The following is a 20,441-nucleotide window of genomic DNA, read 5'->3' on the forward strand; positions in this document are numbered from 1 at the left end:
GATAAAAGGGATCTGCGGATCCCTTTTTTATTGTGGCCAGCATCAGAAATAATATTTGAATCTCAGGCGTCCGCCGTAACGAGCATCTTCGCTGTTGTCGCCATTGTTCGGATCGGCCTCAACCCATGAGGCATAAGCACCGAGATAGATATTAAAGTTTTTCATATCCATCACATTGGGGAATAAATATGAGGCATGAATAGTGTGAATGTCATAATTGCCGGGATCGGTGATCCAGCAATCGTTCTCACAAACGGCATCTATATTGGTAGCATTGAAGGCTTCGATTTTGTTATGCGCATAGATATAGCCCAGTTCGAATCGATGCCACAACGCGTTCACCCCAGCGGTAAAATCGGTCTCATCGGTCGCGTCCATATAAGCAGTATTCAGGTTAATCACCGCGCCGTCTTCCGCATCGGTTTTTTGTCCGTCCCAGGTCATGGTAAAACCATACCCCGTACGATCGGACTGATCGATCCACTTCCCGTTCTCATAATAGCCGTAGGCGTTGTTAACGACGTTACTTTCCATCGCCACTGCCGTCGAGAAACGCCCATTTTGCCAGGCGATCACCGGGCGCACGTAAGCCACGTTTTTATCATTGGTTAAGTCCATCCCGTGGTACTGCTTCTCGGTATAGAGCGTACTGCCATTTTCCATCAATGTATTCACTTCAAAATACCAGTTATCGATGGTTTTACTGATCAGGAAATTACCGCCGCTGTCGCTACGTCCACGCCCCTCTTTCATCATATAAATATAGCCATAGCCATCACTGTAAAGATCATTCGCCGTATTACCTGAATATTCAATAAACGTATCCTGATTCAGCGGGAACATATCGTACGCTTCAAAACGTCCGACCTTAATTTGCCAGTCTTTTTCCTGACCAAAAAAGAACACTGCATCATCGAGATTCATTTTTCCGGTCAGGTCTGCCAGCGGCTGAACTGAGAATCCGGCGAAATTACCGTTGTTCAGTCGTTGGTAGCCATCAAACCCTAATAGTAGACGCCCGTTGATATCCCAACGTTCATTCGTTCCTGGCGCCCAATCTTTATTTGCCGAAGTTCTGGTTGATGTCAGACTACCAGAGCGGCTTGCCGCATCCATATTAAACTCAACGTCGCCGGTGATGCTGCCAACTTACTGATTTAGTGTATGATGGTGTTTTTGAGGTGCTCCAGTGGCTTCTGTTTCTATCAGCTGTCCCTCCTGTTCAGCTACTGACGGGGTGGTGCGTAACGGCAAAAGCACCGCCGGACATCAGCGCTATCTCTGCTCTCACTGCCGTAAAACATGGCAACTGCAGTTCACTTACACCGCTTCTCAACCCGGTACGCACCAGAAAATCATTGATATGGCCATGAATGGCGTTGGATGCCGGGCAACTGCCCGCATTATGGGCGTTGGCCTCAACACGATTTTACGTCACTTAAAAAACTCAGGCCGCAGTCGGTAACCTCGCGCATACAGCCGGGCAGTGACGTCATCGTCTGCGCGGAAATGGACGAACAGTGGGGATACGTCGGGGCTAAATCGCGCCAGCGCTGGCTGTTTTACGCGTATGACAGGCTCCGGAAGACGGTTGTTGCGCACGTATTCGGTGAACGCACTATGGCGACGCTGGGGCGTCTTATGAGCCTGCTGTCACCCTTTGACGTGGTGATATGGATGACGGATGGCTGGCCGCTGTATGAATCCCGCCTGAAGGGAAAGCTGCACGTAATCAGCAAGCGATATACGCAGCGAATTGAGCGGCATAACCTGAATCTGAGGCAGCACCTGGCACGGCTGGGACGGAAGTCGCTGTCGTTCTCAAAATCGGTGGAGCTGCATGACAAAGTCATCGGGCATTATCTGAACATAAAACACTATCAACAAGTTGGAGTCATTACCAGCGATGAAAGAGTCTTTTTATTACCTGGATACCTGGCGTATTCCATTATGTTTTTCTATTAATTATTTATGTTTTTTGATTTATGTGATCGGTGTGGGCTGGCATCGTTAATTATCCATTATTTTCTGTTTACCAGATCACGTTTTATTATTTAACAGGTCACCAATTAATTAGCTTAAATTATATTCCCGTCGTAAATATAATAGATATAGATTATATGACGAAATAAAAAACCCCGGACATAAACCGGGGTTAATTTAAATACTGGAACAGCTAATCAATAAGACTAAATATGCAGTTCCTGCAATTTCTCTTTCGGCAGCGCCAGCTCTTCATTGCTGTTCACGCGTACACCACGCTCCAGAATATGACGCGCGATATCCTGTGCTTCGCTAAGAGAGTGCATCTGATACGTACCGCACTGGTAAACGTTCAGCTCCGGGATCTGGTTCTGATCCTGTACTTTCAGCACGTCCGCCATTGCCGCTTTCCACGCATCGGCAACACGCTGCTCGTCCGGCGTACCAATCAGGCTCATGTAGAAGCCGGTACGGCATCCCATCGGAGAGATATCAATAATCTCAACGCCATTACCGTTCAGATGGTTACGCATAAAACCTGCAAACAGGTGCTCCAGCGTATGGATACCTTTCTCAGGCATGACTTCTTTGTTCGGAATGCAGAAACGCAGATCAAACACGGTGATTGCGTCGCCATGCGGGGTGTTCATCGTTTTTGCAACCCGGACCGCGGGAGCTTCCATCCGGGTGTGATCGACAGTAAAACTATCTAACAACGGCATTTAGCCACCTCCGATAAATTTTTTAAAAATAATCTGAACTCTTTGTTCCGGGGCGAGTCTGAGTATATGAAAGACGCGCATTTGTTATCATCATCCCTGTTTTCAGAGATGAAATTTTGGCCACTCCCGAGTGGCCTTTTTCTTTTGTATCAAGCGTGCTTTTCCAGCCACACGCTAAACGGCTCAGTATCAGCCGCTTCAATCTCCTGCTGACGACGCTTCGAAGCCTCGGTTTCAGCAATAAATTCAGCTTCCTGCAATATTTCTAATGGCTCTTCACGCAGCAGATTTCGGTAAGCCTCACCCAGCGCTTTGCCCGTACCGCCAATGCCTTCATCAATCATAGACCGTAGGATCCGGGCAGAGAAAGTCAGTTCAGGATTGTCAAAACAGACAACCAGTTCATCACAGACCTTCTGATACTCCTCTCCCCCATCGATGCTGTCCAGCGTTTGTGCCACGCGTTTCAGATCGCGGAACAAATCTTTCCCAACCTTAGGCAGCGGGAACTGGGCTGTTTCACAGCCAATACCTAACGTCAGTCCAGGCTTACGCCCTTCGAGAATCACACGATTCCAGTTTTTACGTGTACACAGCAATTCATCACTGCTCATTTCCGGGGCATCGGCCAGCGCACACCAGACCATAAACAGATCGAGGAAGCGTACCTGCTGCTCGTCCACGCCGATCGGTGAGAACGGGTTGATATCCAGCGAGCGTACTTCGATGTACTCGATACCGCCACGCAGAAGCGCATCAGACGGCGTTTCACCACGACGAGTAACGCGTTTCGGGCGGATAGGCGCATACAGCTCATTTTCAATCTGCAGAACGTTGCTGTTGATTTGCAGACGCTTACCGTCTTTCTCCAGACCGATCGCCGCGTACTCCTCGGAAGGAGTCTTAATCGCACGCTTTAATCCTGCCACATACTCATGCAAATCGTTAAACGTAATTCCGAGATTGCTTTGCGACTTATTGGTATACCCCAAATCACTCAGACGCAGCGATGTCGCGTACGGCAGGTAATACATTCCACAATCGGTTTTTTCAAACGGCAGGGTTGTCGGTTTTCCTTGCAGGAAAGAGGAACAAATGGCCGGAGAGGCGCCAAACAGATACGGGATCACCCAACCAAAACGGTAGTAGTTGCGGATCAGACGGAAGTAGCCCGCGGAGATCTTCTCTTTAGCATCTTCGCCTTCGGTTACGCCGCACTTCGCCTGCCAGAAAGCCATTGGCAGCGAGAAGTTGTAGTGTACGCCCGAGATTGTCTGCATCAACGCACCGTAACGGTTTTTGAGGCCTTCACGGTACAGCGTCTTCAGGCGACCGGTGTTCGACGTGCCATACTGCGCCAGTTCGATATCCTGGCCTTCGGCAATATAGCAAGGCATGCTCAACGGCCACATACGCTCGTCGCCCAGGTTTCTGGCGGTATAACGATGCAGGTCGCGCATGAATGTGAGCATTTTCTCAATGTCATCGCCTGGCGGAGTGATAAATTCCAGCAGCGCTTCGGCAAAGTCAGTAGTTATCCATTTATGCGTTAGCGCTGAGCCTAACACCTCAGGATGGCCTGTCGTTGCTAATGACCCATCTGCATTAACACGCAGCGTTTCGCGCTCCAGACCACGTTGAATCCCCTTTAACGCCTGAGGATGGTTTTCCAGCCAGGCCAGCGCCTGTGATACGTCCGGGATCAAATTGACCTCCCGCCTGTCAAAATCGTTTTAATTAGCATAATGGTATTGGTTACCCTGAAGGCTATCTCACAACACAATTAGTGCCACCACATAATGCCTTGCGTCGTAACCGCTGCGACAACAACATAGCGCAGCGCCTTGCCAAGGCATAAGAAAAAGAGAACTGGACCCCACGAGATGCGCATCCACCCGGCTAACAGGCACAATAAATCACCTACAACCGGCATCCAGCTTAATAATAGTGTGACAGCGCCATAGCGCCGCAGCCAGCCAGTGGCTTTTTCTTGCCAGCGCGATGTTTTACGCAAAGGAAAGAAACGCCCAAGGATAACGTTAGTTAACCCTCCAAGGCTATTACCCATTGTTGCTGTTAAGACTAAGACCCAGGGATGACTTATCCCGGAGACCAGCAAAGCAACTAAAACAACTTCAGAATTGCCGGGTAATAGCGTGGCGCTGAGAAAACTACTGGCAAACAGTGACAGGAGCGACAGTCCATCACTCACAATAACCGGACATCCACGGCGTCCATTCCCGCAGCGTGCGCCGCCTGTATTCCAAAATCGGCATCTTCAAACACGACGCAACGAGCCGGAATAACCCCCATACGTTCGGCACAAAGCAAAAACGTATCAGGAGCAGGTTTGTGGCGTTGTACGTGATCGGCTGCGACGACAGCATCAAAATAGCGACGCAGTCCAAGGTGAGCGAGCAGCGCTTCTGCAATTGCGCTTTCACTCCCCGTTCCTACCGCCATAGGCCGACGCCCATGCCAGGCTTTCACGACGTCAACCAACGGCAGAGGCTGGACGCTATCCAGCAACATGCTTTTCACCTTGTCAGTTTTCTCGCGCGCTAAGGCATGGGGGTCAAGATCGGCATGATTCAATTCAATTACCGACTGGGCAATACGCCACGTTGGGGAGCCGTTGAGAGCGACCATGGCTTGTTCATCAAACCGCAGCCCATAATGCCCCAATACCTCATGCCACGCCTTACGGTGCGTTGGTTCAGTATCCAGGATGGTGCCATCCATATCAAAAATCAAACCCGCATAACGTTCGTACATCGTCTTCTCACAAGCCGAATGACCAGACGTTATTTTATCGTAATTGATTGATTTTGTCGCTGACAGCGAATTGAGGGGGGTTCAGAGAGTATGTGGAAATAATTTAAAGGGGGAGATGGTGCATCCGGGAGGATGACTCACTAGCGTTCGCCCTGCGGGCCGTTGCTGGAGCAACGTTATCCTTCCTGGTGCTCGCGATTATCTCGCAGACCATGAAACAACAGTTTTGCTGCTATCTCGGAGAAGATGGTGCATCCGGGAGGATTCGAACCTCCGACCGCTCGGTTCGTAGCCGAGTACTCTATCCAGCTGAGCTACGGATGCATCGGGAATTGCTGATTACTACTGATACTGCGAAGAAGATGGTGCATCCGGGAGGATTACTCGGCTGCGCCTCGCCCTGCGGGCCGTTGCTGAAGCAACGTTATTCTCCCTGGTGCTGGCGATTATCTCGCAGACCATGAAACAACAGTTTTGCTGCTATCTCGGAGAAGATGGTGCATCCGGGAGGATTCGAACCTCCGACCGCTCGGTTCGTAGCCGAGTACTCTATCCAGCTGAGCTACGGATGCATCGGGAATTGCTGATTACTACTGATACTGCGAAGAAGATGGTGCATCCGGGAGGATTACTCGGCTGCGCCTCGCCCTGCGGGCCGTTGCTGAAGCAACGTTATCCTCCCTGGTGCTCGCGATTATCTCACAGACCATGAAACAACAGTTTTGCTGTTATCTCGGAGAAGATGGTGCATCCGGGAGGATTCGAACCTCCGACCGCTCGGTTCGTAGCCGAGTACTCTATCCAGCTGAGCTACGGATGCATCAGGAAAACTTACTTACTGCAGATTTGATATCGCTGCTAAAGTGATATCGATTTCCGTAACAACGCTAATGCGTTATTGCAGAGAAGATGGTGCATCCGGGAGGATTCGAACCTCCGACCGCTCGGTTCGTAGCCGAGTACTCTATCCAGCTGAGCTACGGATGCAAATGGCGGTGAGGCGGGGATTCGAACCCCGGATGCAGCTTTTGACCGCATACTCCCTTAGCAGGGGAGCGCCTTCAGCCTCTCGGCCACCTCACCAACACGCCTCTTGCGAGTGCTTCGAAGAACTTGTTTCTGCTCATCGTCGCTGCGTGGCGCACATATTACTTTCTGGGACTTATAAGTCAAACAATTTTTCCAGAGCTTTTATCGTTTGCACATTTCACGCGCAATTAGTCTGCAAAAACGGCAAAAAGAGTGTTTTATCAACAGATAAATTGGCAATTTCCTGAAGCAGTGAACAAACGGAAACTTCGTCGGGTAAGGCATTACGCCCAGTGGAATCGAAAAAATGGGGAGGACGAAGAAGAAAAGAGAAGAAAAAGGGTAACTCAATCAGGTTGCGCCTCACCAGAAAGGTGAGACGCGAAAACCTTAGTAACTGGACTGCTGGGATTTTTCAGCCTGGATACGCTGGTAGATCTCTTCACGATGGACAGAAACTTCTTTCGGGGCGTTTACGCCAATGCGCACCTGGTTGCCCTTCACCCCTAAAACTGTCACGGTGACCTCATCGCCTATCATGAGGGTCTCACCAACTCGACGAGTCAGAATCAGCATTCTTTGCTCCTTGAAAGATTAAAAGAGTCGGGTCTCTCTGTATCCCGGCATTATCCATCATATAACGCCAAAAAGTAAGCGATGACAAACACCTAAGTGTAAGCAGTCACGGCATCACATTCTGTTAAACCTAAGTTTAGCCGATATACACAACTTCAACCTGACTTTATCATTGTCGATAGCGTTGATTCGCATGCCGTAACTTAGGGTTTCGGCATGCGCTGACGCTTATAGTTATTACAGTTTTGCGCTGACCCAGCCTTTCACACTGGCTAACGCTGCAGGCAGAGCCGCTGCATCCGTACCACCGGCTTGCGCCATGTCCGGACGACCGCCACCCTTACCGCCGACCTGCTGAGCGACCATTCCAACCAGTTCCCCTGCTTTCACGCGATCTGTCACGTCCTTAGACACACCCGCAATCAGAGAAACCTTACCTTCCACTACCGTTGCCAGAACGATAACGGTAGACCCCAGTTGATTTTTCAGATCATCAACCATGGTACGCAACATTTTCGGCTCAACGTCCGCGAGTTCACTGACCAGCAGCTTCACACCGTTGATATCAACCGCTTTGCTGGAAAGATTTACACTCTCCTGCGCCGCAGCCTGTTCCTTCAATTGCTGCAATTCTTTTTCCAGTTGACGTGTACGCTCCAGCACGGAACGAACTTTGTCAGCGATATTCTGGCTATCGCCTTTCAGCAGCTGCGCAACATCGCTTAAGCGATCGCTCTCAGCATGCACGGTTTGGATAGCGCCTTCACCGGTTACCGCTTCGATACGACGAACGCCTGCCGCAGTACCTGACTCGGACACTATGCGGAACAGACCGATATCACCCGTACGGCTGGCGTGAGTACCGCCACACAGTTCGGTAGAGAAATCACCCATGCTCAGAACGCGCACATGGTCGTCATATTTCTCGCCAAACAGCGCCATTGCGCCTTTGGCTTTTGCCGCTTCGAGATCCATGATGTTCGTTTCAATCGGCAAGTTGCGACGGATTTGCGCATTCACCAGATCTTCAACAGCACGGATTTCAGCAGGCTTCATCGCTTCGGTATGAGAGAAGTCGAAGCGCAGCAGTTTATCGTTAACCAGCGAGCCTTTCTGTGCCACATGTGTGCCCAGAACCTGGCGCAGCGCCGCGTGCATCAGATGCGTTGCGGAGTGGTTCAGGCGAATACGCGCACGACGCGCTTCATCCACATCAGCCTGCACTGCATCACCAATTTTCAGAGAACCCGCAGACAGCTTGCCAATGTGGCCAATGGCCTGGCCATATTTCTGTGTGTCGCTAACGGCAAACGCAAAACCTGCGCCTTTCAGTTCGCCTTTATCGCCAACCTGACCACCAGATTCCGCATAGAACGACGTCTGATCCAGTACGACAACAGCGTCCTGACCAGCGTTAATTGCGTCTACCGCTTTACCATCAACAAACAGCGCGGTGACTTTGCCGTTCAGTTCCAGCTGCTCGTAGCCTTTAAATTCAGAAGCGCCATCAACACGAATCATTGCATTGTAGTCTGCGCCAAAACCGCTGGCTTCACGCGCACGACGGCGCTGTTCTTCCATTGCAGCTTCAAAGCCAGCTTCATCAACCTTAATGTTACGCTCGCGGCAAACGTCTGCCGTCAGGTCAACAGGGAAACCGTAAGTGTCATACAGACGGAATGCGGTTTCGCCGTCCAGCGTATCGCCAGACAGTTTTGCCAGTTCTTCATCCAGCAGCGCCAGACCACGCTCCAGCGTACGCGCAAACTGCTCTTCTTCGGTTTTCAGAACCTGCTCAACCATAGCCTGCTGACGCTTCAGTTCTTCACCAGCAGAGCCCATGACGTCCACCAACGGACCAACCAGCTTGTAGAAGAAGGTATCCTTCGCGCCTAGCATGTTGCCATGACGTACCGCGCGGCGAATGATACGGCGCAGCACATAGCCACGGTTTTCATTCGACGGCACAACACCATCGGCAATCAGGAACGCACAGGAACGGATATGGTCGGCGATAACGCGCAGCGACTTGTTGCTCAGATCGGTCGCGCCGGTGACTTTCGCCACGGACTCAATCAGTGAACGGAACAGGTCGATTTCATAGTTGGAGTTAACGTGTTGCAGCACGGCCGCAATACGCTCCAGACCCATACCGGTATCCACGGACGGTTTCGGCAGCGGTTCCATGGTGCCGTCAGCCTGACGGTTGAACTGCATGAAGACGATGTTCCAAATCTCAATGTAGCGATCGCCATCTTCTTCAGCGCTTCCCGGAGGCCCACCCCAGATATGGTCGCCGTGGTCGTAGAAAATTTCGGTGCATGGACCGCAAGGACCGGTATCACCCATCTGCCAGAAGTTGTCGGACGCATAAGCCGCACCTTTGTTATCACCGATGCGGATGATACGTTCGCGCGGAATACCGACTTCTTTTTCCCAGATTTCATAGGCTTCATCGTCAGTTTCATAGACGGTGACCCACAGACGCTCTTTTGGCAGGGCAAACCAGTTTTCACCGGTCAGCAGTTCCCATGCATATTGAATAGCATCGTGTTTGAAGTAATCGCCGAAGCTGAAGTTGCCCAGCATTTCGAAGAAAGTGTGGTGACGTGCAGTGTAACCGACGTTTTCCAGGTCATTGTGCTTACCACCCGCACGTACACAACGCTGCGAGGTGGTTGCGCGGGAATAATTACGCTTGTCGAGGCCAAGGAAAACATCCTTGAACTGGTTCATCCCGGCGTTGGTAAACAACAAAGTAGGGTCATTGTTCGGTACCAGGGAGCTGCTGGCAACTACCTGGTGTCCTTTACTATGGAAAAAATCGAGAAACGCCTGACGGATCTCAGCGGTGCTCTTGCTCATAATTATCCTGAAGAAATCAAGCTAACGAAATGTCATTACCAGCATCGGCAAGCAAACTGCGCCTCTGGCAATCGAAAAGTGGGAATAAGATAAGTTTTCTTTACTGGGAAGTAAAATCCCGTATGCGGTCAATCGTCAAAATTTCGCCATATTGCCTGAATATCTTCCATCAGATAGCCGCGATAGAGCAAAAAACGCTGGACCTTTACCTTATCTGAAAAATCGACAGGTAAAGGTTCACCGTACTTCCGAATGGCCTGCTCACGCGCAAGCACTGCCCAGTCAATTTCGCACTCACGCATGGCCCGCTCGATAGCTTCACGCGTGATCCCTTTTTGGTTTAATTCCTGGCGCACCCGGGCAGGTCCATAACCTTTGCGGCTACGGCTGGCGATAAACTGCTGCACGAAGCGATCATCATCCAGATAACGACTTTCAATACACCAGGCGATGACCTTGTCGTAATCCTCCGGCGTGGCATCAATTTCTTCTGGTCCATTTTTCCCCATCACCGGAGCGGCCAGCTTGCGCCGCAGTTCCTGCTCGCTGTGATCGCGCATCGCCAGAATACGTACGGCGCGGTCAAGCAGTCGGGAATAAGCGGAACGGCGGGAAGTTGCTTCTGTCATAGTAAGCCTTCAGAAATGAAAAAGGGCTGCATGATATGCAGCCCTTTACTATATGCGATTCAAAACATGCGATTCAAAACAGATTATCAGAAATCTTCGTTCGTTTCTTTTACGTCTTCGCCGCTGTCATCAACGGAGAAATCAGGCGTTGAATCCTGGTTATTGAGCAGTAGCTCACGTAATTTCTTCTCAATTTCTTTCGCAGTTGCCGGGTTTTCTTTCAGCCAGTTGGTCGCATTCGCTTTACCCTGACCGATTTTCTCACCGTTGTAGCTGTACCATGCACCAGCTTTTTCAATCAGCTTCTCTTTCACGCCCAGGTCAACCAGTTCGCCGTAGAAGTTGATGCCTTCACCGTAAAGGATTTGGAATTCAGCCTGTTTGAACGGCGCTGCAATTTTATTTTTCACAACCTTAACGCGGGTTTCGCTGCCAACCACGTTATCACCTTCTTTCACCGCACCAATACGACGGATATCCAGACGAACAGACGCATAGAATTTCAGGGCGTTACCACCGGTGGTGGTTTCCGGGTTACCGAACATAACGCCAATCTTCATACGGATCTGGTTGATGAAAATCAGCAGCGTGTTGGACTGCTTCAGGTTACCGGCCAGCTTACGCATTGCCTGGCTCATCATACGCGCCGCAAGGCCCATGTGAGAGTCGCCAATCTCGCCTTCGATTTCTGCCTTCGGCGTCAATGCGGCAACGGAGTCGACAACGATAACGTCAACCGCACCGGAGCGCGCCAGTGCATCACAGATTTCCAGAGCTTGTTCACCGGTATCCGGCTGAGAACACAGCAGGTTATCGATATCAACGCCAAGCTTACGGGCATAGACCGGGTCCAGTGCGTGTTCTGCATCGATAAATGCACAGGTTTTACCTTCACGCTGCGCAGCGGCAATAACCTGCAGGGTCAGCGTTGTTTTACCGGAGGATTCAGGCCCGTAGATTTCGACGATACGGCCCATTGGCAAACCGCCCGCGCCCAATGCGATATCCAGAGAAAGCGAACCGGTGGAGATAGTTTCCACATCCATGGAACGGTCTTCACCCAGGCGCATGATGGAGCCTTTACCGAATTGCTTTTCGATCTGACCCAGCGCTGCCGCCAACGCTTTCTGTTTGTTTTCGTCGATAGCCATTAATTACTCCTGTCATGCCGCTTTCGGGTTAAACCGCGAAACGTGATAGATAATGTTCTGTTGAGGCAATTATACTGTATGCTCATACAGTATCAAGTATTTTGTAGAAATTGTTGCCACAGGGTGTGTAACGCGTAGGCGGTCGCCTGTCGACGGACCGCATCGCGATCGCCGCTAAAGCATTCCCGGCGGGTAATCCCCTCGCCGCTCGCGCTGGCAAAGGCAAACCATACCGTTCCCACAGGTTTTTCTTCGCTACCGCCATCCGGCCCCGCAATACCGCTTATCGAAACAGCGAAATGCGCACGGGCGGCTTTTAACGCGCCTATCGCCATCTCCACCACCACAGGCTCACTCACCGCGCCATGTTGGGCCAGCGTCTCTTCGCGCACGCCAATCATCTGCGCTTTGGCTTCATTGCTGTAGGTCACAAACCCGCGTTCAAACCAGGCGGAGCTTCCGGCAATATCCGTAATCGCTTTGGCTACCCAGCCGCCGGTGCAGGATTCCGCCGTCGTCACGGTTGCCCCGCGCGCTTTCAGCGCCAGGCCAACCTGCTCGCTTAACTGCATCAGTTCACTGTCGGTCATTTCAGCCTCTGTCAGTTAAAAAAATATGCCGGACAAGATAGCACTTTCATGACCAATGTGGGGATGGGGAGAACGTTTTACGAGGGGGATTCCAAAAATTGCTCCGTTGCACAAATAAGACCTGCCGGATGGCGATGCCAGGACATCTTATCCGGCCTACCAGAGATATCTTCCGGTAGGCCGGTGGAGCAATTACTGTACGCGCGCCAGCGCCACCGCCTGACCTAACTGCCAGACTGCCATCGCGTAATGCGTGCTGTGGTTATAGCGGGTAATCGTGTAGAAGTTCGGCAGTCCGTACCAGTACTGATAACCCGTGCCAATATCCAGGCGCAGCAGGCTGGCCTGCTGATGATTCCCCAACGACTGCTGCGGCGTCAGACCCGCGGCAGCAAGCTGAGAAATGCTGTACTGGGTTTTAAAGCCGTTCGCAAGCCCAGGTGCCTGACCATTTGCCGGAACCGCGACCGTATCGCCTTTCACCCAGCCGTGGCCCTTGAAGTAGTTCGCCACACTACCGATGGCATCAACCGGATCCCACAGGTTAATGTGTCCATCGCCATTGAAATCAACGGCATATTGTTTATAGGAAGACGGCATAAACTGGCCGTATCCCATTGCCCCCGCGAAAGAACCTTTCAAATCGAGCGGATCGTCGCTTTCATCTCGCGCCATCAGCAGGAAGGTTTCCAGTTCACCAGAGAAGTATTCCGCACGACGAGGATAGTTAAACGACAACGTCGCCAGCGCATCCAGAATCCGCGTTTTACCCATCACGCGGCCCCAGCGAGTCTCTACACCAATAATACCGACAATAATTTCCGGCGGAACTCCGTAGACCTGCCACGCACGGTTCAGCGCATCTTCATATTGATTCCAGAAAGCCACGCCGTTTTGCACGTTGTCAGGTGTGATGAACTGTTTGCGATAGCGCAGCCATGCGCCGTTAGGTCCGGCTGGCGGTTGAGTCGTCGGTGCCTGACGGTCCATCAAACGCAATACCGAGTCCAGACGCTTGGCCTGCGACAGGATCTCCTGCAGCTGCTGGCGGTCAAAGCCGTGCTTGTTCACCATTTTCTCGATGAACTGCTGCGCGTTCGGATTATTGGCAAAATCGCCGCCCGTTTGCATGACGTTGTGCTGTGGCTCAAGCAGGAAGCCGCCGGATGGCGCACCCGTAGTCGTTTGAGTCTCTGAAGGTTTAGGTTTGCTGCTACAGGCAGCGAGCAGTACGAAAAGGGGGAGTAACGCTACATAACGACGCTTGAACATGAGACATCCATTAAACAAATTCAGCCTGGGAGAAGTATGGTAAAGCATCCTCCGCCATACAAGGAAGCGGTAGTCGCTCTCCTTCACAGAATTTACATCCCCTTTCATCTCTGACCATCACATTTGCGAGCTTTCACGCAAAAACTTTCAAATTAAAATATTTATCTTTTATTTTGAGATCAAAATAACACTTTTATATCTTTCAATCTGATTAAAATCAGCCACCGTTTGGCAAGATAACTAAAAATCCCTACAGGAGAGAATAATGATCGACACCATCACACTCGGTGCTGAGTGGTTTATCGGGCTGTTCCAGAAAGGCGGAGAAGTGTTTACCGGCATGGTGACCGGTATTCTGCCACTGCTGATCAGTCTGCTGGTCATCATGAATGCGCTGATTAACTTTATCGGTCAGCAGCGTATTGAACGTTTTGCCCAGCGTTGCGCCGGAAACCCGCTATCCCGCTATTTGCTACTGCCGTGCATCGGCACATTTGTATTTTGTAACCCAATGACGCTGAGTCTGGGTCGCTTTATGCCAGAAAAATACAAGCCCAGTTACTACGCCGCCGCGTCTTACAGTTGCCATTCCATGAACGGCTTATTCCCGCACATCAACCCCGGCGAACTGTTTGTCTATCTGGGGATCGCCAGCGGACTGACCACGCTGGGGCTTCCGCTTGGCCCACTGGCGGTGAGCTATTTGCTGGTCGGTCTGGTGACCAACTTCTTCCGTGGCTGGGTGACCGATTTCACCACCACTATCTTCGAGAAAAAAATGGGCATTCAACTTGAGCAAAAGGTACATCTGGCGGGAGCAACATCATGACACGTATTCGTATTGAAAAAGGCACCGGCGGCTGGGGTGGCCCGCTTGAACTGGATGCCGTTCCGGGCAAGAAAATTGTCTATATCACCGCAGGAACTCGCCCCGCGATCGTCGACAGGATAGCAAGCCTGACCGGCTGGCAGGCCGTTGATGGCTTCAAAGAGGGCGAGCCGCCGGAGAGCGAAATTGGTGTGGCGATCATCGACTGCGGCGGCACGCTGCGCTGTGGGATCTACCCTAAACGCCGTATACCGACGGTGAATATTCACGCTACGGGTAAATCCGGCCCACTGGCTCAGTACATTGTCGAAGATATCTATGTCTCTGGCGTAAAAGAAGAAAACATTACCGTTGTCGGCGAAGCGTCCGCCACGCCAACGCCCGCAAGCAGCAGCATGGGACGCGATTACGACACCAGCAAGAAAATTACCGAGCAAAGCGATGGTCTGTTGGCAAAAGTCGGAATGGGCATGGGTTCAGCCGTTGCGGTTCTGTTCCAGGCCGGGCGCGACACTATTGATACCGTCCTGAAAACCATTCTGCCGTTTATGGCATTCGTCTCAGCACTGATCGGCATCATTATGGCTTCGGGTCTGGGAGACTGGATCGCCCATGGACTCGCACCACTGGCCAGCCATCCGCTGGGACTGGTCACGCTGGCACTGATCTGCTCTTTCCCACTGCTTTCGCCTTTCCTCGGCCCCGGTGCGGTTATCGCCCAGGTTATCGGCGTGCTAATCGGTGTACAGATTGGTTTGGGGAATATTCCCCCACATCTGGCGCTACCAGCCCTGTTCGCCATTAACGCCCAGGCCGCATGTGACTTTATTCCTGTCGGGTTGTCGCTGGCCGAAGCGCGTCAGGACACGGTCCGCGTCGGCGTGCCATCTGTTCTGGTGAGCCGCTTTCTGACCGGCGCGCCAACCGTTCTCATCGCCTGGTTTGTTTCCGGCTTTATTTACCAATAAGAGGCACTCAAAAATGACCGTGATTTATCAAACCACCATCACCCGTATCGGCCAGAGCGCCCCGGATGCATTGTGCGACCAGATGCTGATTACCTTTCGTGAAGGCGCGCCCGCGGATATCGAGGAGTTTTGCTTCATCCATTGCCACGGCGAGCTGAACGGTTCGTTGCAAGCTGGGATCCAGTTTGAACTAGGCCAGCATCACTACCCGGTCACCGCCGTTGGCAGCGTGGCGGAACAAAACTTACGTGAACTCGGGCATATCACTCTGCGCTTTGACGGACTGAGTGAAGCGGAATTCCCCGGTACCGTACACGTTGCAGGTCCCGTACCGGACGGTATCGCGCCGGGCTGTATTTTGAAGTTTGTTGCTTAAGATTGAAGGAGATAAAGATGAATCAAGTTGCCGTTGTCATTGGTGGAGGCCAGACCCTTGGGGCATTCCTTTGCCGTGGGCTTGCGACAGAAGGATACCGCGTCGCGGTGGTGGATATTCAAAGCGATAAAGCCGCCAACGTGGCGCAAGAAATTAACGCCGAGTTTGGCGAAGGTACAGCCTACGGTTTTGGCGCAGATGCCACCAGCGAACAGAGCGTGCTGGCGCTGTCGCGCGGAGTGGATGAAATATTCGGTCGTGTTGATCTGCTGGTTTACAGCGCGGGTATCGCTAAAGCCGCGTTTATCAGCGACTTTCAGCTTGGGGATTTCGACCGCTCGCTGCAGGTCAATCTGGTTGGCTACTTCCTCTGTGCACGTGAATTCTCACGCCTGATGATCCGCGATGGCGTGCAGGGGCGCATTATCCAGATCAACTCAAAATCAGGGAAAGTGGGCAGCAAACACAATTCAGGCTACAGCGCGGCAAAATTTGGCGGCGTGGGCTTAACCCAGTCACTGGCGCTGGATCTGGCGGAATACGGCATTACCGTGCATTCACTGATGCTCGGCAATCTGTTGAAATCACCGATGTTCCAGTCGTTATTACCGCAATATGCAACCAAACTTGGCCTTAAGCCAGATGAAGTTGAGCAGTACTACATTGATAAGGTTCCGCTTAAGCGCGGCTGCGATTATCAGGACGTGCTAAACATGCTGCTGTTTTACGCCAGTCCGAAAGCCTCTTACTGTACCGGGCAGTCCATCAACGTCACCGGCGGTCAGGTGATGTTTTAATGTTGAATTGCCGGATGGCGTCTGCGCTTATCCGGCAAAATCAAAGGAGTACGTAATGGTTTCCGCACTGATTACCGTCGCCGCTATCGCCTGGTGCCTGCAACTGGCGCTTGGTGGCTGGCAAATATCCCGCTTTAACCGGGCGTTTGATAGGCTTTGCCAACAGGGTCGGGTTGGTGTTGGTCGCTCCGGTGGGCGTTTTAAACCGCGCGTGGTAGTGGCCATCGCGCTGAATGAGCAGCAGCGGGTGACTGACACGTTATTTATGAAAGGTCTTACAGTATTCGCCAGACCCGGCAAAATTGCCACGATAACCGGCAAACATCTTGATGATTTACAGCCTGATGTGATCTTTCCCCATGATCCGTTAGCGCAGAATGCACTATCATTGGCGCTTAAACTGAAACATGGGTAATTTCGTTGTGAATGCTAATAGCTTGCGAAATTATCATTTTGCAACCTATACCCCAAATAATTCGAGTTGCAGGAAGACCAACGCACATGCAGCTTGAAGTATGACGGGTAAATACATAAGTCAGGGTAATCACGCCTATGAAACCTCGTCAGCGTCAGGCTGCCATATTGGAGCACCTGCAAAAGCAGGGAAAATGCTCGGTTGAAGAACTGGCCCACTACTTTGACACGACTGGCACGACCATTCGCAAAGACCTGGTCATTCTGGAGAACGCCGGAACCGTCATTCGTACCTATGGCGGCGTGGTATTAAATAAAGACGAATCAGATCCGCCAATCGATCACAAAACGCTAATTAATACGCATAAAAAAGAGCAGATTGCCGAAGCTGCCGTCCGTTTTATACACGATGGCGACTCTATTATTCTGGATGCGGGCAGCACCGTACTGCAGATGGTGCCGATGCTCACGCGCTTTAGCAACATCACCGTTATGACCAACAGCCTGCACATTGTTAACGCCCTTTCGGAGCTGGACAACGAGCAAACCATCCTGATGCCGGGCGGGACCTTTCGCAAAAAATCTGCGTCATTTCACGGTCAGCTGGCAGAAAACGCCTTTGAGCAGTTCAGCTTTGATAAACTCTTCATGGGAACCGACGGCATTGACCTCAATGCCGGCGTGACCACTTTTAATGAGGTGTTTAGCGTCAGTAAAGCGATGTGTAATGCCGCTCGCGAAGTGATTCTGATGGCTGACTCGTCAAAATTTGGGCGCAAAAGCCCTAATGTTGTATGCAGTCTGGAAAGCGTCGACAAGCTGATTACCGATGCAGGTATCGACCCTGCATTTCGTCAGGCGCTGGAAGCAAAAGGGATTGAAGTGATCATAACCGGAGAAACCAATGAGTGATGCACTACTGAACGCGGGCCGTCAGACGTTAATGCTGGAACTACAGGAAGCCAGCCGTTTGCCTGAGCGACTGGGCGATGATTTTGTCCGCGCCGCCAATACTATCATCCACTGTGAAGGCAAAGTCATTGTCTCCGGTATTGGTAAATCAGGTCATATTGGCAAAAAAATTGCGGCGACCCTCGCCAGTACCGGCACGCCTGCCTTTTTTGTGCATCCGGCGGAAGCGCTGCACGGTGACTTAGGGATGATCGAAAGCCGTGATGTCATGCTGTTTATCTCCTACTCCGGCGGTGCGAAAGAGCTGGATCTCATCATTCCGCGCCTGGAAGACAAATCCGTCGCCCTGCTGGCAATGACCGGAAAACCGACCTCACCGTTGGGCCTGGCCGCCAAAGCCGTGCTGGATATTTCCGTTGAGCGCGAAGCCTGTCCGATGCGCCTGGCACCGACGTCCAGTACCGTAAATACGTTGATGATGGGCGATGCGCTGGCAATCGCCGTAATGCAGGCGCGCGGCTTTAACGAGGAAGATTTTGCCCGCTCGCATCCGGCAGGTGCGCTGGGCGCTCGTCTGTTAAATAAAGTGCATCATCTGATGCGCCGTGACGATGCCATCCCGCAGGTGACGCTTACCACCAGCGTCATGGACGCGATGCTGGAGCTCAGCCGCACGGGTCTTGGCCTGGTCGCGGTCTGCGACGACCAGTCACTGGTGAAAGGGGTCTTTACCGACGGCGACCTGCGCCGCTGGCTGGTTGGCGGCGGAGCGCTCACCACTCAGGTTAGCGAAGCAATGACCCAGAATGGCATTACACTGCAGGCGCAGAGCCGCGCGATTGACGCCAAAGAGATCCTGATGAAGCGCAAAATCACTGCCGCACCGGTGGTCGATGAAAACGGTAAACTCACCGGTGCTATCAACCTGCAGGATTTCTATCAGGCCGGTATTATCTAATCCTTCAACCCCAGACGCTTCGCCAGCCGGTGCAGGTTGGCGACGTCTGTTTCCAGCGCCCGCGCACTTGCCGCCCAACTATGGTTATTTTGTGCCAGCGCCCGGCGGATCATCTCCCGCTGGAACGACTCTGTTGCTTCACGCAGGTTGTGATGCTGTGGGATCTCCGCAACAACTTCCGCCGCCGGTGTTACTGGCGCTTCATCCTGCAGGGCAAAATGCTGCGCCTCCAGCACCACTTCATCCCCTGCCCTGGTCGCCCTTGCCAGAACCACCGCGCGGTGAATGGCATGTTCCAGCTCGCGCACATTCCCGGGCCAGGCGTAGCTCAACAGATGACTACGCGCGCCAGGACTTAACACCACGCGGGAAAGTCCCAGCCGCAGCCGACACTGTTCGCAAAAATAACCCGCCAGCAAAACCACATCTTCACCGCGCTCACGCAGAGGCGGTACCGAAAGGGGAAAGACGCTCAGCCGGTGGAACAAATCCGCACGGAAATTCCCGGCCAACACCTCTTCGCGTAAATCACGGTTCGTCGCCGCCAGCACTCGCACATCCACGCGCAAGCTGCGATCGTCACCCACGCGCTGAATATCGCCGTACTGCAATACGCGCAGCAGCTTAGCCTGTAGCGCCAGCGAGAGTTCACCTATCTCGTCGAGAAATAGCGTCCCATTGTCGGCCATTTCAAACTTACCGCTACGATTGCTGATAGCCCCGGTAAACGCGCCTTTTACATGACCAAACAGTTCGCTTTCGGCAACGCTTTCCGGCAACGCCGCGCAGTTCAGATACACCAGTGGATTCACCGCGCGCGGCGAACCTTCATGGATAGCTTTAGCCACCAGCTCCTTCCCGGTCCCTGTTTCGCCGCTAATCAGCACGTTGAGATCGGACCCCGCCACAATCTCAATCTCTTTTTTCAACTGCATCATATTGGGCGACAGGCCAATCATCTGGGTTTCCGTCACCTGCTCAAAGTTGGTTGACAAACCTGGCAGCATATTCTGGCTTTCCAGCTGTTCAATCAGCAACGCATTGCTCAATGCGCCAGCCGCCAGCGCGGCAATCAGCCTAAGCTCCTCATCGCTGAAAACATCGAACTGATCGGGCTCCATGCCATCCAGGGTTAACGCACCAATCAAATTTTGACCGGCGAACAACGGCAGCCCAATACAGGCATGCACCTTCAGACTCTCCTGCCCCGGAATCAGACCATCATACGGGTCTGGCAAATCGCTGTCGGCAGGGAAACGAACTACGTCTCCGGCGCGGGCAATCGCCTCCAGACGCGGATGCCCTTCCAGAGTAAAGCGTCTGCCGAGAACATCCTGCGCCAGCCCATCGATAGCCAGCGGAATAAACTGTCGCGACTCGTAGCGCAGCAGTGCCGACGCGTCGCACTCCAGCACCTGACGTAAGGTGGTTATCAGTCGTTGAAAACGGTCCTGATGCCCAATACCGCTTTGTAATTCAATGGCGATGCCCGCCAGCACGTCTACGGAAAAGCTCATGGCTACCTCATTGTCATTTTGACAATTCATATTGTCATATTGACAATAAAACATATAGTCATTTTGACTACCACCTTA

18 protein-coding genes, 5 tRNA genes and 2 pseudogenes are annotated in these 20,441 nt (G+C 52.2%); 8 read left to right on the forward strand and 17 right to left on the reverse strand.

From position 1 onward, the window contains the following. Positions 1-42 precede the first annotated feature (42 nt). Positions 43-1,134 (reverse strand): annotated as a pseudogene (locus tag E6P06_RS22145) (carbohydrate porin); the annotation flags it as partial. Positions 1,135-1,189: 55 nt separating this feature from the next. Here E6P06_RS22145 and E6P06_RS22150 point away from each other — a divergent pair. Then, positions 1,190-1,884: pseudogene (locus E6P06_RS22150) on the forward strand (IS1 family transposase); the annotation flags it as partial. Between the two features lie 305 nt (positions 1,885-2,189). On the opposite strand, the gene luxS reads toward E6P06_RS22150, so the two are convergent. The 15 genes from luxS to mltB all read right to left on the reverse strand — a co-directional run bounded on the left by luxS (position 2,190) and on the right by mltB (position 13,592). After that, positions 2,190-2,705 carry an S-ribosylhomocysteine lyase gene (gene luxS / locus E6P06_RS22155; protein WP_086538551.1) on the reverse strand — a complete coding sequence of 172 codons (516 nt, stop codon included), beginning with the start codon at positions 2,703-2,705 and terminating at the stop codon, positions 2,190-2,192. Positions 2,706-2,854: 149 nt separating this feature from the next. Next, a complete protein-coding gene (gene gshA / locus E6P06_RS22160) occupies positions 2,855-4,411 on the reverse strand; it encodes a glutamate--cysteine ligase (protein WP_003037314.1) in 1,557 nt (518 codons plus the stop codon). A gap of 77 nt (positions 4,412-4,488) precedes the next feature. Then, the gene (locus E6P06_RS22165) at positions 4,489-4,917 is read right to left on the reverse strand and encodes a YqaA family protein (protein WP_003839664.1); all 429 of its coding nucleotides are present in this window, start codon (positions 4,915-4,917) and stop codon (positions 4,489-4,491) included. Continuing rightward, positions 4,914-5,480, reverse strand: a complete 567-nt coding sequence (gene yqaB / locus E6P06_RS22170) for a fructose-1-phosphate/6-phosphogluconate phosphatase (protein WP_044699675.1) — start codon at positions 5,478-5,480, stop codon at positions 4,914-4,916. The genes E6P06_RS22165 and yqaB overlap by 4 nt, the downstream gene beginning before the upstream one ends. 247 nt (positions 5,481-5,727) lie before the next feature. After that, a tRNA-Arg gene (locus E6P06_RS22175) sits at positions 5,728-5,804 on the reverse strand. 171 nt (positions 5,805-5,975) lie between these two features. After that, positions 5,976-6,052 (reverse strand) — tRNA-Arg (locus E6P06_RS22180). 171 nt (positions 6,053-6,223) lie between these two features. After that, positions 6,224-6,300 (reverse strand) — tRNA-Arg (locus E6P06_RS22185). Between the two features lie 90 nt (positions 6,301-6,390). Next, positions 6,391-6,467, reverse strand: a tRNA-Arg gene (locus E6P06_RS22190). 3 nt (positions 6,468-6,470) lie between these two features. After that, positions 6,471-6,563 (reverse strand) — tRNA-Ser (locus E6P06_RS22195). A gap of 336 nt (positions 6,564-6,899) precedes the next feature. Further along, positions 6,900-7,085, reverse strand: a complete 186-nt coding sequence (gene csrA, locus E6P06_RS22200) for a carbon storage regulator CsrA (RefSeq protein ID WP_000906486.1) — start codon at positions 7,083-7,085, stop codon at positions 6,900-6,902. 237 nt (positions 7,086-7,322) lie between these two features. Beyond that, a complete protein-coding gene (gene alaS, locus E6P06_RS22205; protein ID WP_139935732.1) occupies positions 7,323-9,950 on the reverse strand; it encodes an alanine--tRNA ligase in 2,628 nt (875 codons plus the stop codon). A gap of 128 nt (positions 9,951-10,078) precedes the next feature. Next, complete coding sequence (gene recX, locus E6P06_RS22210) at positions 10,079-10,579, reverse strand: recombination regulator RecX (protein WP_003037326.1); 501 nt, start codon at positions 10,577-10,579, stop codon at positions 10,079-10,081. Positions 10,580-10,665: 86 nt separating this feature from the next. Continuing rightward, positions 10,666-11,730 carry a recombinase RecA gene (gene recA / locus E6P06_RS22215; RefSeq protein WP_003037330.1) on the reverse strand — a complete coding sequence of 355 codons (1,065 nt, stop codon included), beginning with the start codon at positions 11,728-11,730 and terminating at the stop codon, positions 10,666-10,668. Between the two features lie 92 nt (positions 11,731-11,822). Next, positions 11,823-12,320 (reverse strand): nicotinamide-nucleotide amidase, encoded by a 498-nt coding sequence (gene pncC, locus E6P06_RS22220; RefSeq protein ID WP_049015152.1) that lies wholly within the window; start codon positions 12,318-12,320, stop codon positions 11,823-11,825. A 192-nt stretch (positions 12,321-12,512) separates the two neighbouring features. Then, positions 12,513-13,592 (reverse strand): lytic murein transglycosylase B, encoded by a 1,080-nt coding sequence (gene mltB / locus E6P06_RS22225; RefSeq protein WP_003037336.1) that lies wholly within the window; start codon positions 13,590-13,592, stop codon positions 12,513-12,515. 265 nt (positions 13,593-13,857) lie between these two features. Here mltB and srlA point away from each other — a divergent pair, with 265 nt between their 5' ends. The 7 genes from srlA (at position 13,858) to gutQ (ending at position 18,846) form a co-directional block, all read left to right on the forward strand. Next, a complete protein-coding gene (gene srlA / locus E6P06_RS22230) occupies positions 13,858-14,421 on the forward strand; it encodes a PTS glucitol/sorbitol transporter subunit IIC (protein WP_003037339.1) in 564 nt (187 codons plus the stop codon). After that, positions 14,418-15,389 (forward strand): PTS glucitol/sorbitol transporter subunit IIB, encoded by a 972-nt coding sequence (locus E6P06_RS22235; protein ID WP_003840246.1) that lies wholly within the window; start codon positions 14,418-14,420, stop codon positions 15,387-15,389. Before srlA ends, E6P06_RS22235 begins: the two co-directional genes overlap by 4 nt. A gap of 13 nt (positions 15,390-15,402) precedes the next feature. Beyond that, positions 15,403-15,765 (forward strand): PTS glucitol/sorbitol transporter subunit IIA, encoded by a 363-nt coding sequence (gene srlB / locus E6P06_RS22240; protein WP_003846051.1) that lies wholly within the window; start codon positions 15,403-15,405, stop codon positions 15,763-15,765. 17 nt (positions 15,766-15,782) lie between these two features. Next, positions 15,783-16,562: a sorbitol-6-phosphate dehydrogenase gene (gene srlD, locus E6P06_RS22245; RefSeq protein WP_003037345.1), complete on the forward strand. Its 780-nt coding sequence runs from the start codon at positions 15,783-15,785 to the stop codon at positions 16,560-16,562. A 55-nt stretch (positions 16,563-16,617) separates the two neighbouring features. Next, entirely contained in the window at positions 16,618-16,977 is a 360-nt protein-coding gene (gutM, locus tag E6P06_RS22250; RefSeq protein WP_003037348.1) for a transcriptional regulator GutM, read from the forward strand. Between the two features lie 137 nt (positions 16,978-17,114). Beyond that, positions 17,115-17,888, forward strand: a complete 774-nt coding sequence (locus tag E6P06_RS22255; RefSeq protein WP_003037350.1) for a DNA-binding transcriptional repressor — start codon at positions 17,115-17,117, stop codon at positions 17,886-17,888. Then, positions 17,881-18,846: an arabinose-5-phosphate isomerase GutQ gene (gene gutQ, locus E6P06_RS22260; protein WP_003037353.1), complete on the forward strand. Its 966-nt coding sequence runs from the start codon at positions 17,881-17,883 to the stop codon at positions 18,844-18,846. Before E6P06_RS22255 ends, gutQ begins: the two co-directional genes overlap by 8 nt. Here the strand turns inward: gutQ and norR are convergent. Continuing rightward, complete coding sequence (gene norR / locus E6P06_RS22265; protein ID WP_139935733.1) at positions 18,843-20,363, reverse strand: nitric oxide reductase transcriptional regulator NorR; 1,521 nt, start codon at positions 20,361-20,363, stop codon at positions 18,843-18,845. The genes gutQ and norR overlap by 4 nt on opposite strands. Positions 20,364-20,441 lie beyond the last annotated feature (78 nt).

Source organism: Citrobacter sp. CF971 (assembly GCF_006385635.1).
Lineage (GTDB): Bacteria > Pseudomonadota > Gammaproteobacteria > Enterobacterales > Enterobacteriaceae > Citrobacter > Citrobacter freundii.

Excerpts from the sequence above, each read along its gene's own strand:
- recA (WP_003037330.1), bottom strand. The coding sequence starts at position 11,730 with ATGGCTATCGACGAAAACAAACAGAAAGCGTTGGCGGCAGCGCTGGGT.
- gutQ (WP_003037353.1), top strand. The coding sequence starts at position 17,881 with ATGAGTGATGCACTACTGAACGCGGGCCGTCAGACGTTAATGCTGGAA.
- luxS (WP_086538551.1), bottom strand. The coding sequence starts at position 2,705 with ATGCCGTTGTTAGATAGTTTTACTGTCGATCACACCCGGATGGAAGCT.
- alaS (WP_139935732.1), bottom strand. The coding sequence starts at position 9,950 with ATGAGCAAGAGCACCGCTGAGATCCGTCAGGCGTTTCTCGATTTTTTC.
- srlA (WP_003037339.1), top strand. The coding sequence starts at position 13,858 with ATGATCGACACCATCACACTCGGTGCTGAGTGGTTTATCGGGCTGTTC.
- pncC (WP_049015152.1), bottom strand. The coding sequence starts at position 12,320 with ATGACCGACAGTGAACTGATGCAGTTAAGCGAGCAGGTTGGCCTGGCG.
- yqaB (WP_044699675.1), bottom strand. The coding sequence starts at position 5,480 with ATGTACGAACGTTATGCGGGTTTGATTTTTGATATGGATGGCACCATC.
- E6P06_RS22255 (WP_003037350.1), top strand. The coding sequence starts at position 17,115 with ATGAAACCTCGTCAGCGTCAGGCTGCCATATTGGAGCACCTGCAAAAG.
- csrA (WP_000906486.1), bottom strand. The coding sequence starts at position 7,085 with ATGCTGATTCTGACTCGTCGAGTTGGTGAGACCCTCATGATAGGCGAT.
- recX (WP_003037326.1), bottom strand. The coding sequence starts at position 10,579 with ATGACAGAAGCAACTTCCCGCCGTTCCGCTTATTCCCGACTGCTTGAC.
- gutM (WP_003037348.1), top strand. The coding sequence starts at position 16,618 with ATGGTTTCCGCACTGATTACCGTCGCCGCTATCGCCTGGTGCCTGCAA.
- srlD (WP_003037345.1), top strand. The coding sequence starts at position 15,783 with ATGAATCAAGTTGCCGTTGTCATTGGTGGAGGCCAGACCCTTGGGGCA.
- srlB (WP_003846051.1), top strand. The coding sequence starts at position 15,403 with ATGACCGTGATTTATCAAACCACCATCACCCGTATCGGCCAGAGCGCC.
- norR (WP_139935733.1), bottom strand. The coding sequence starts at position 20,363 with ATGAGCTTTTCCGTAGACGTGCTGGCGGGCATCGCCATTGAATTACAA.
- E6P06_RS22235 (WP_003840246.1), top strand. The coding sequence starts at position 14,418 with ATGACACGTATTCGTATTGAAAAAGGCACCGGCGGCTGGGGTGGCCCG.
- mltB (WP_003037336.1), bottom strand. The coding sequence starts at position 13,592 with ATGTTCAAGCGTCGTTATGTAGCGTTACTCCCCCTTTTCGTACTGCTC.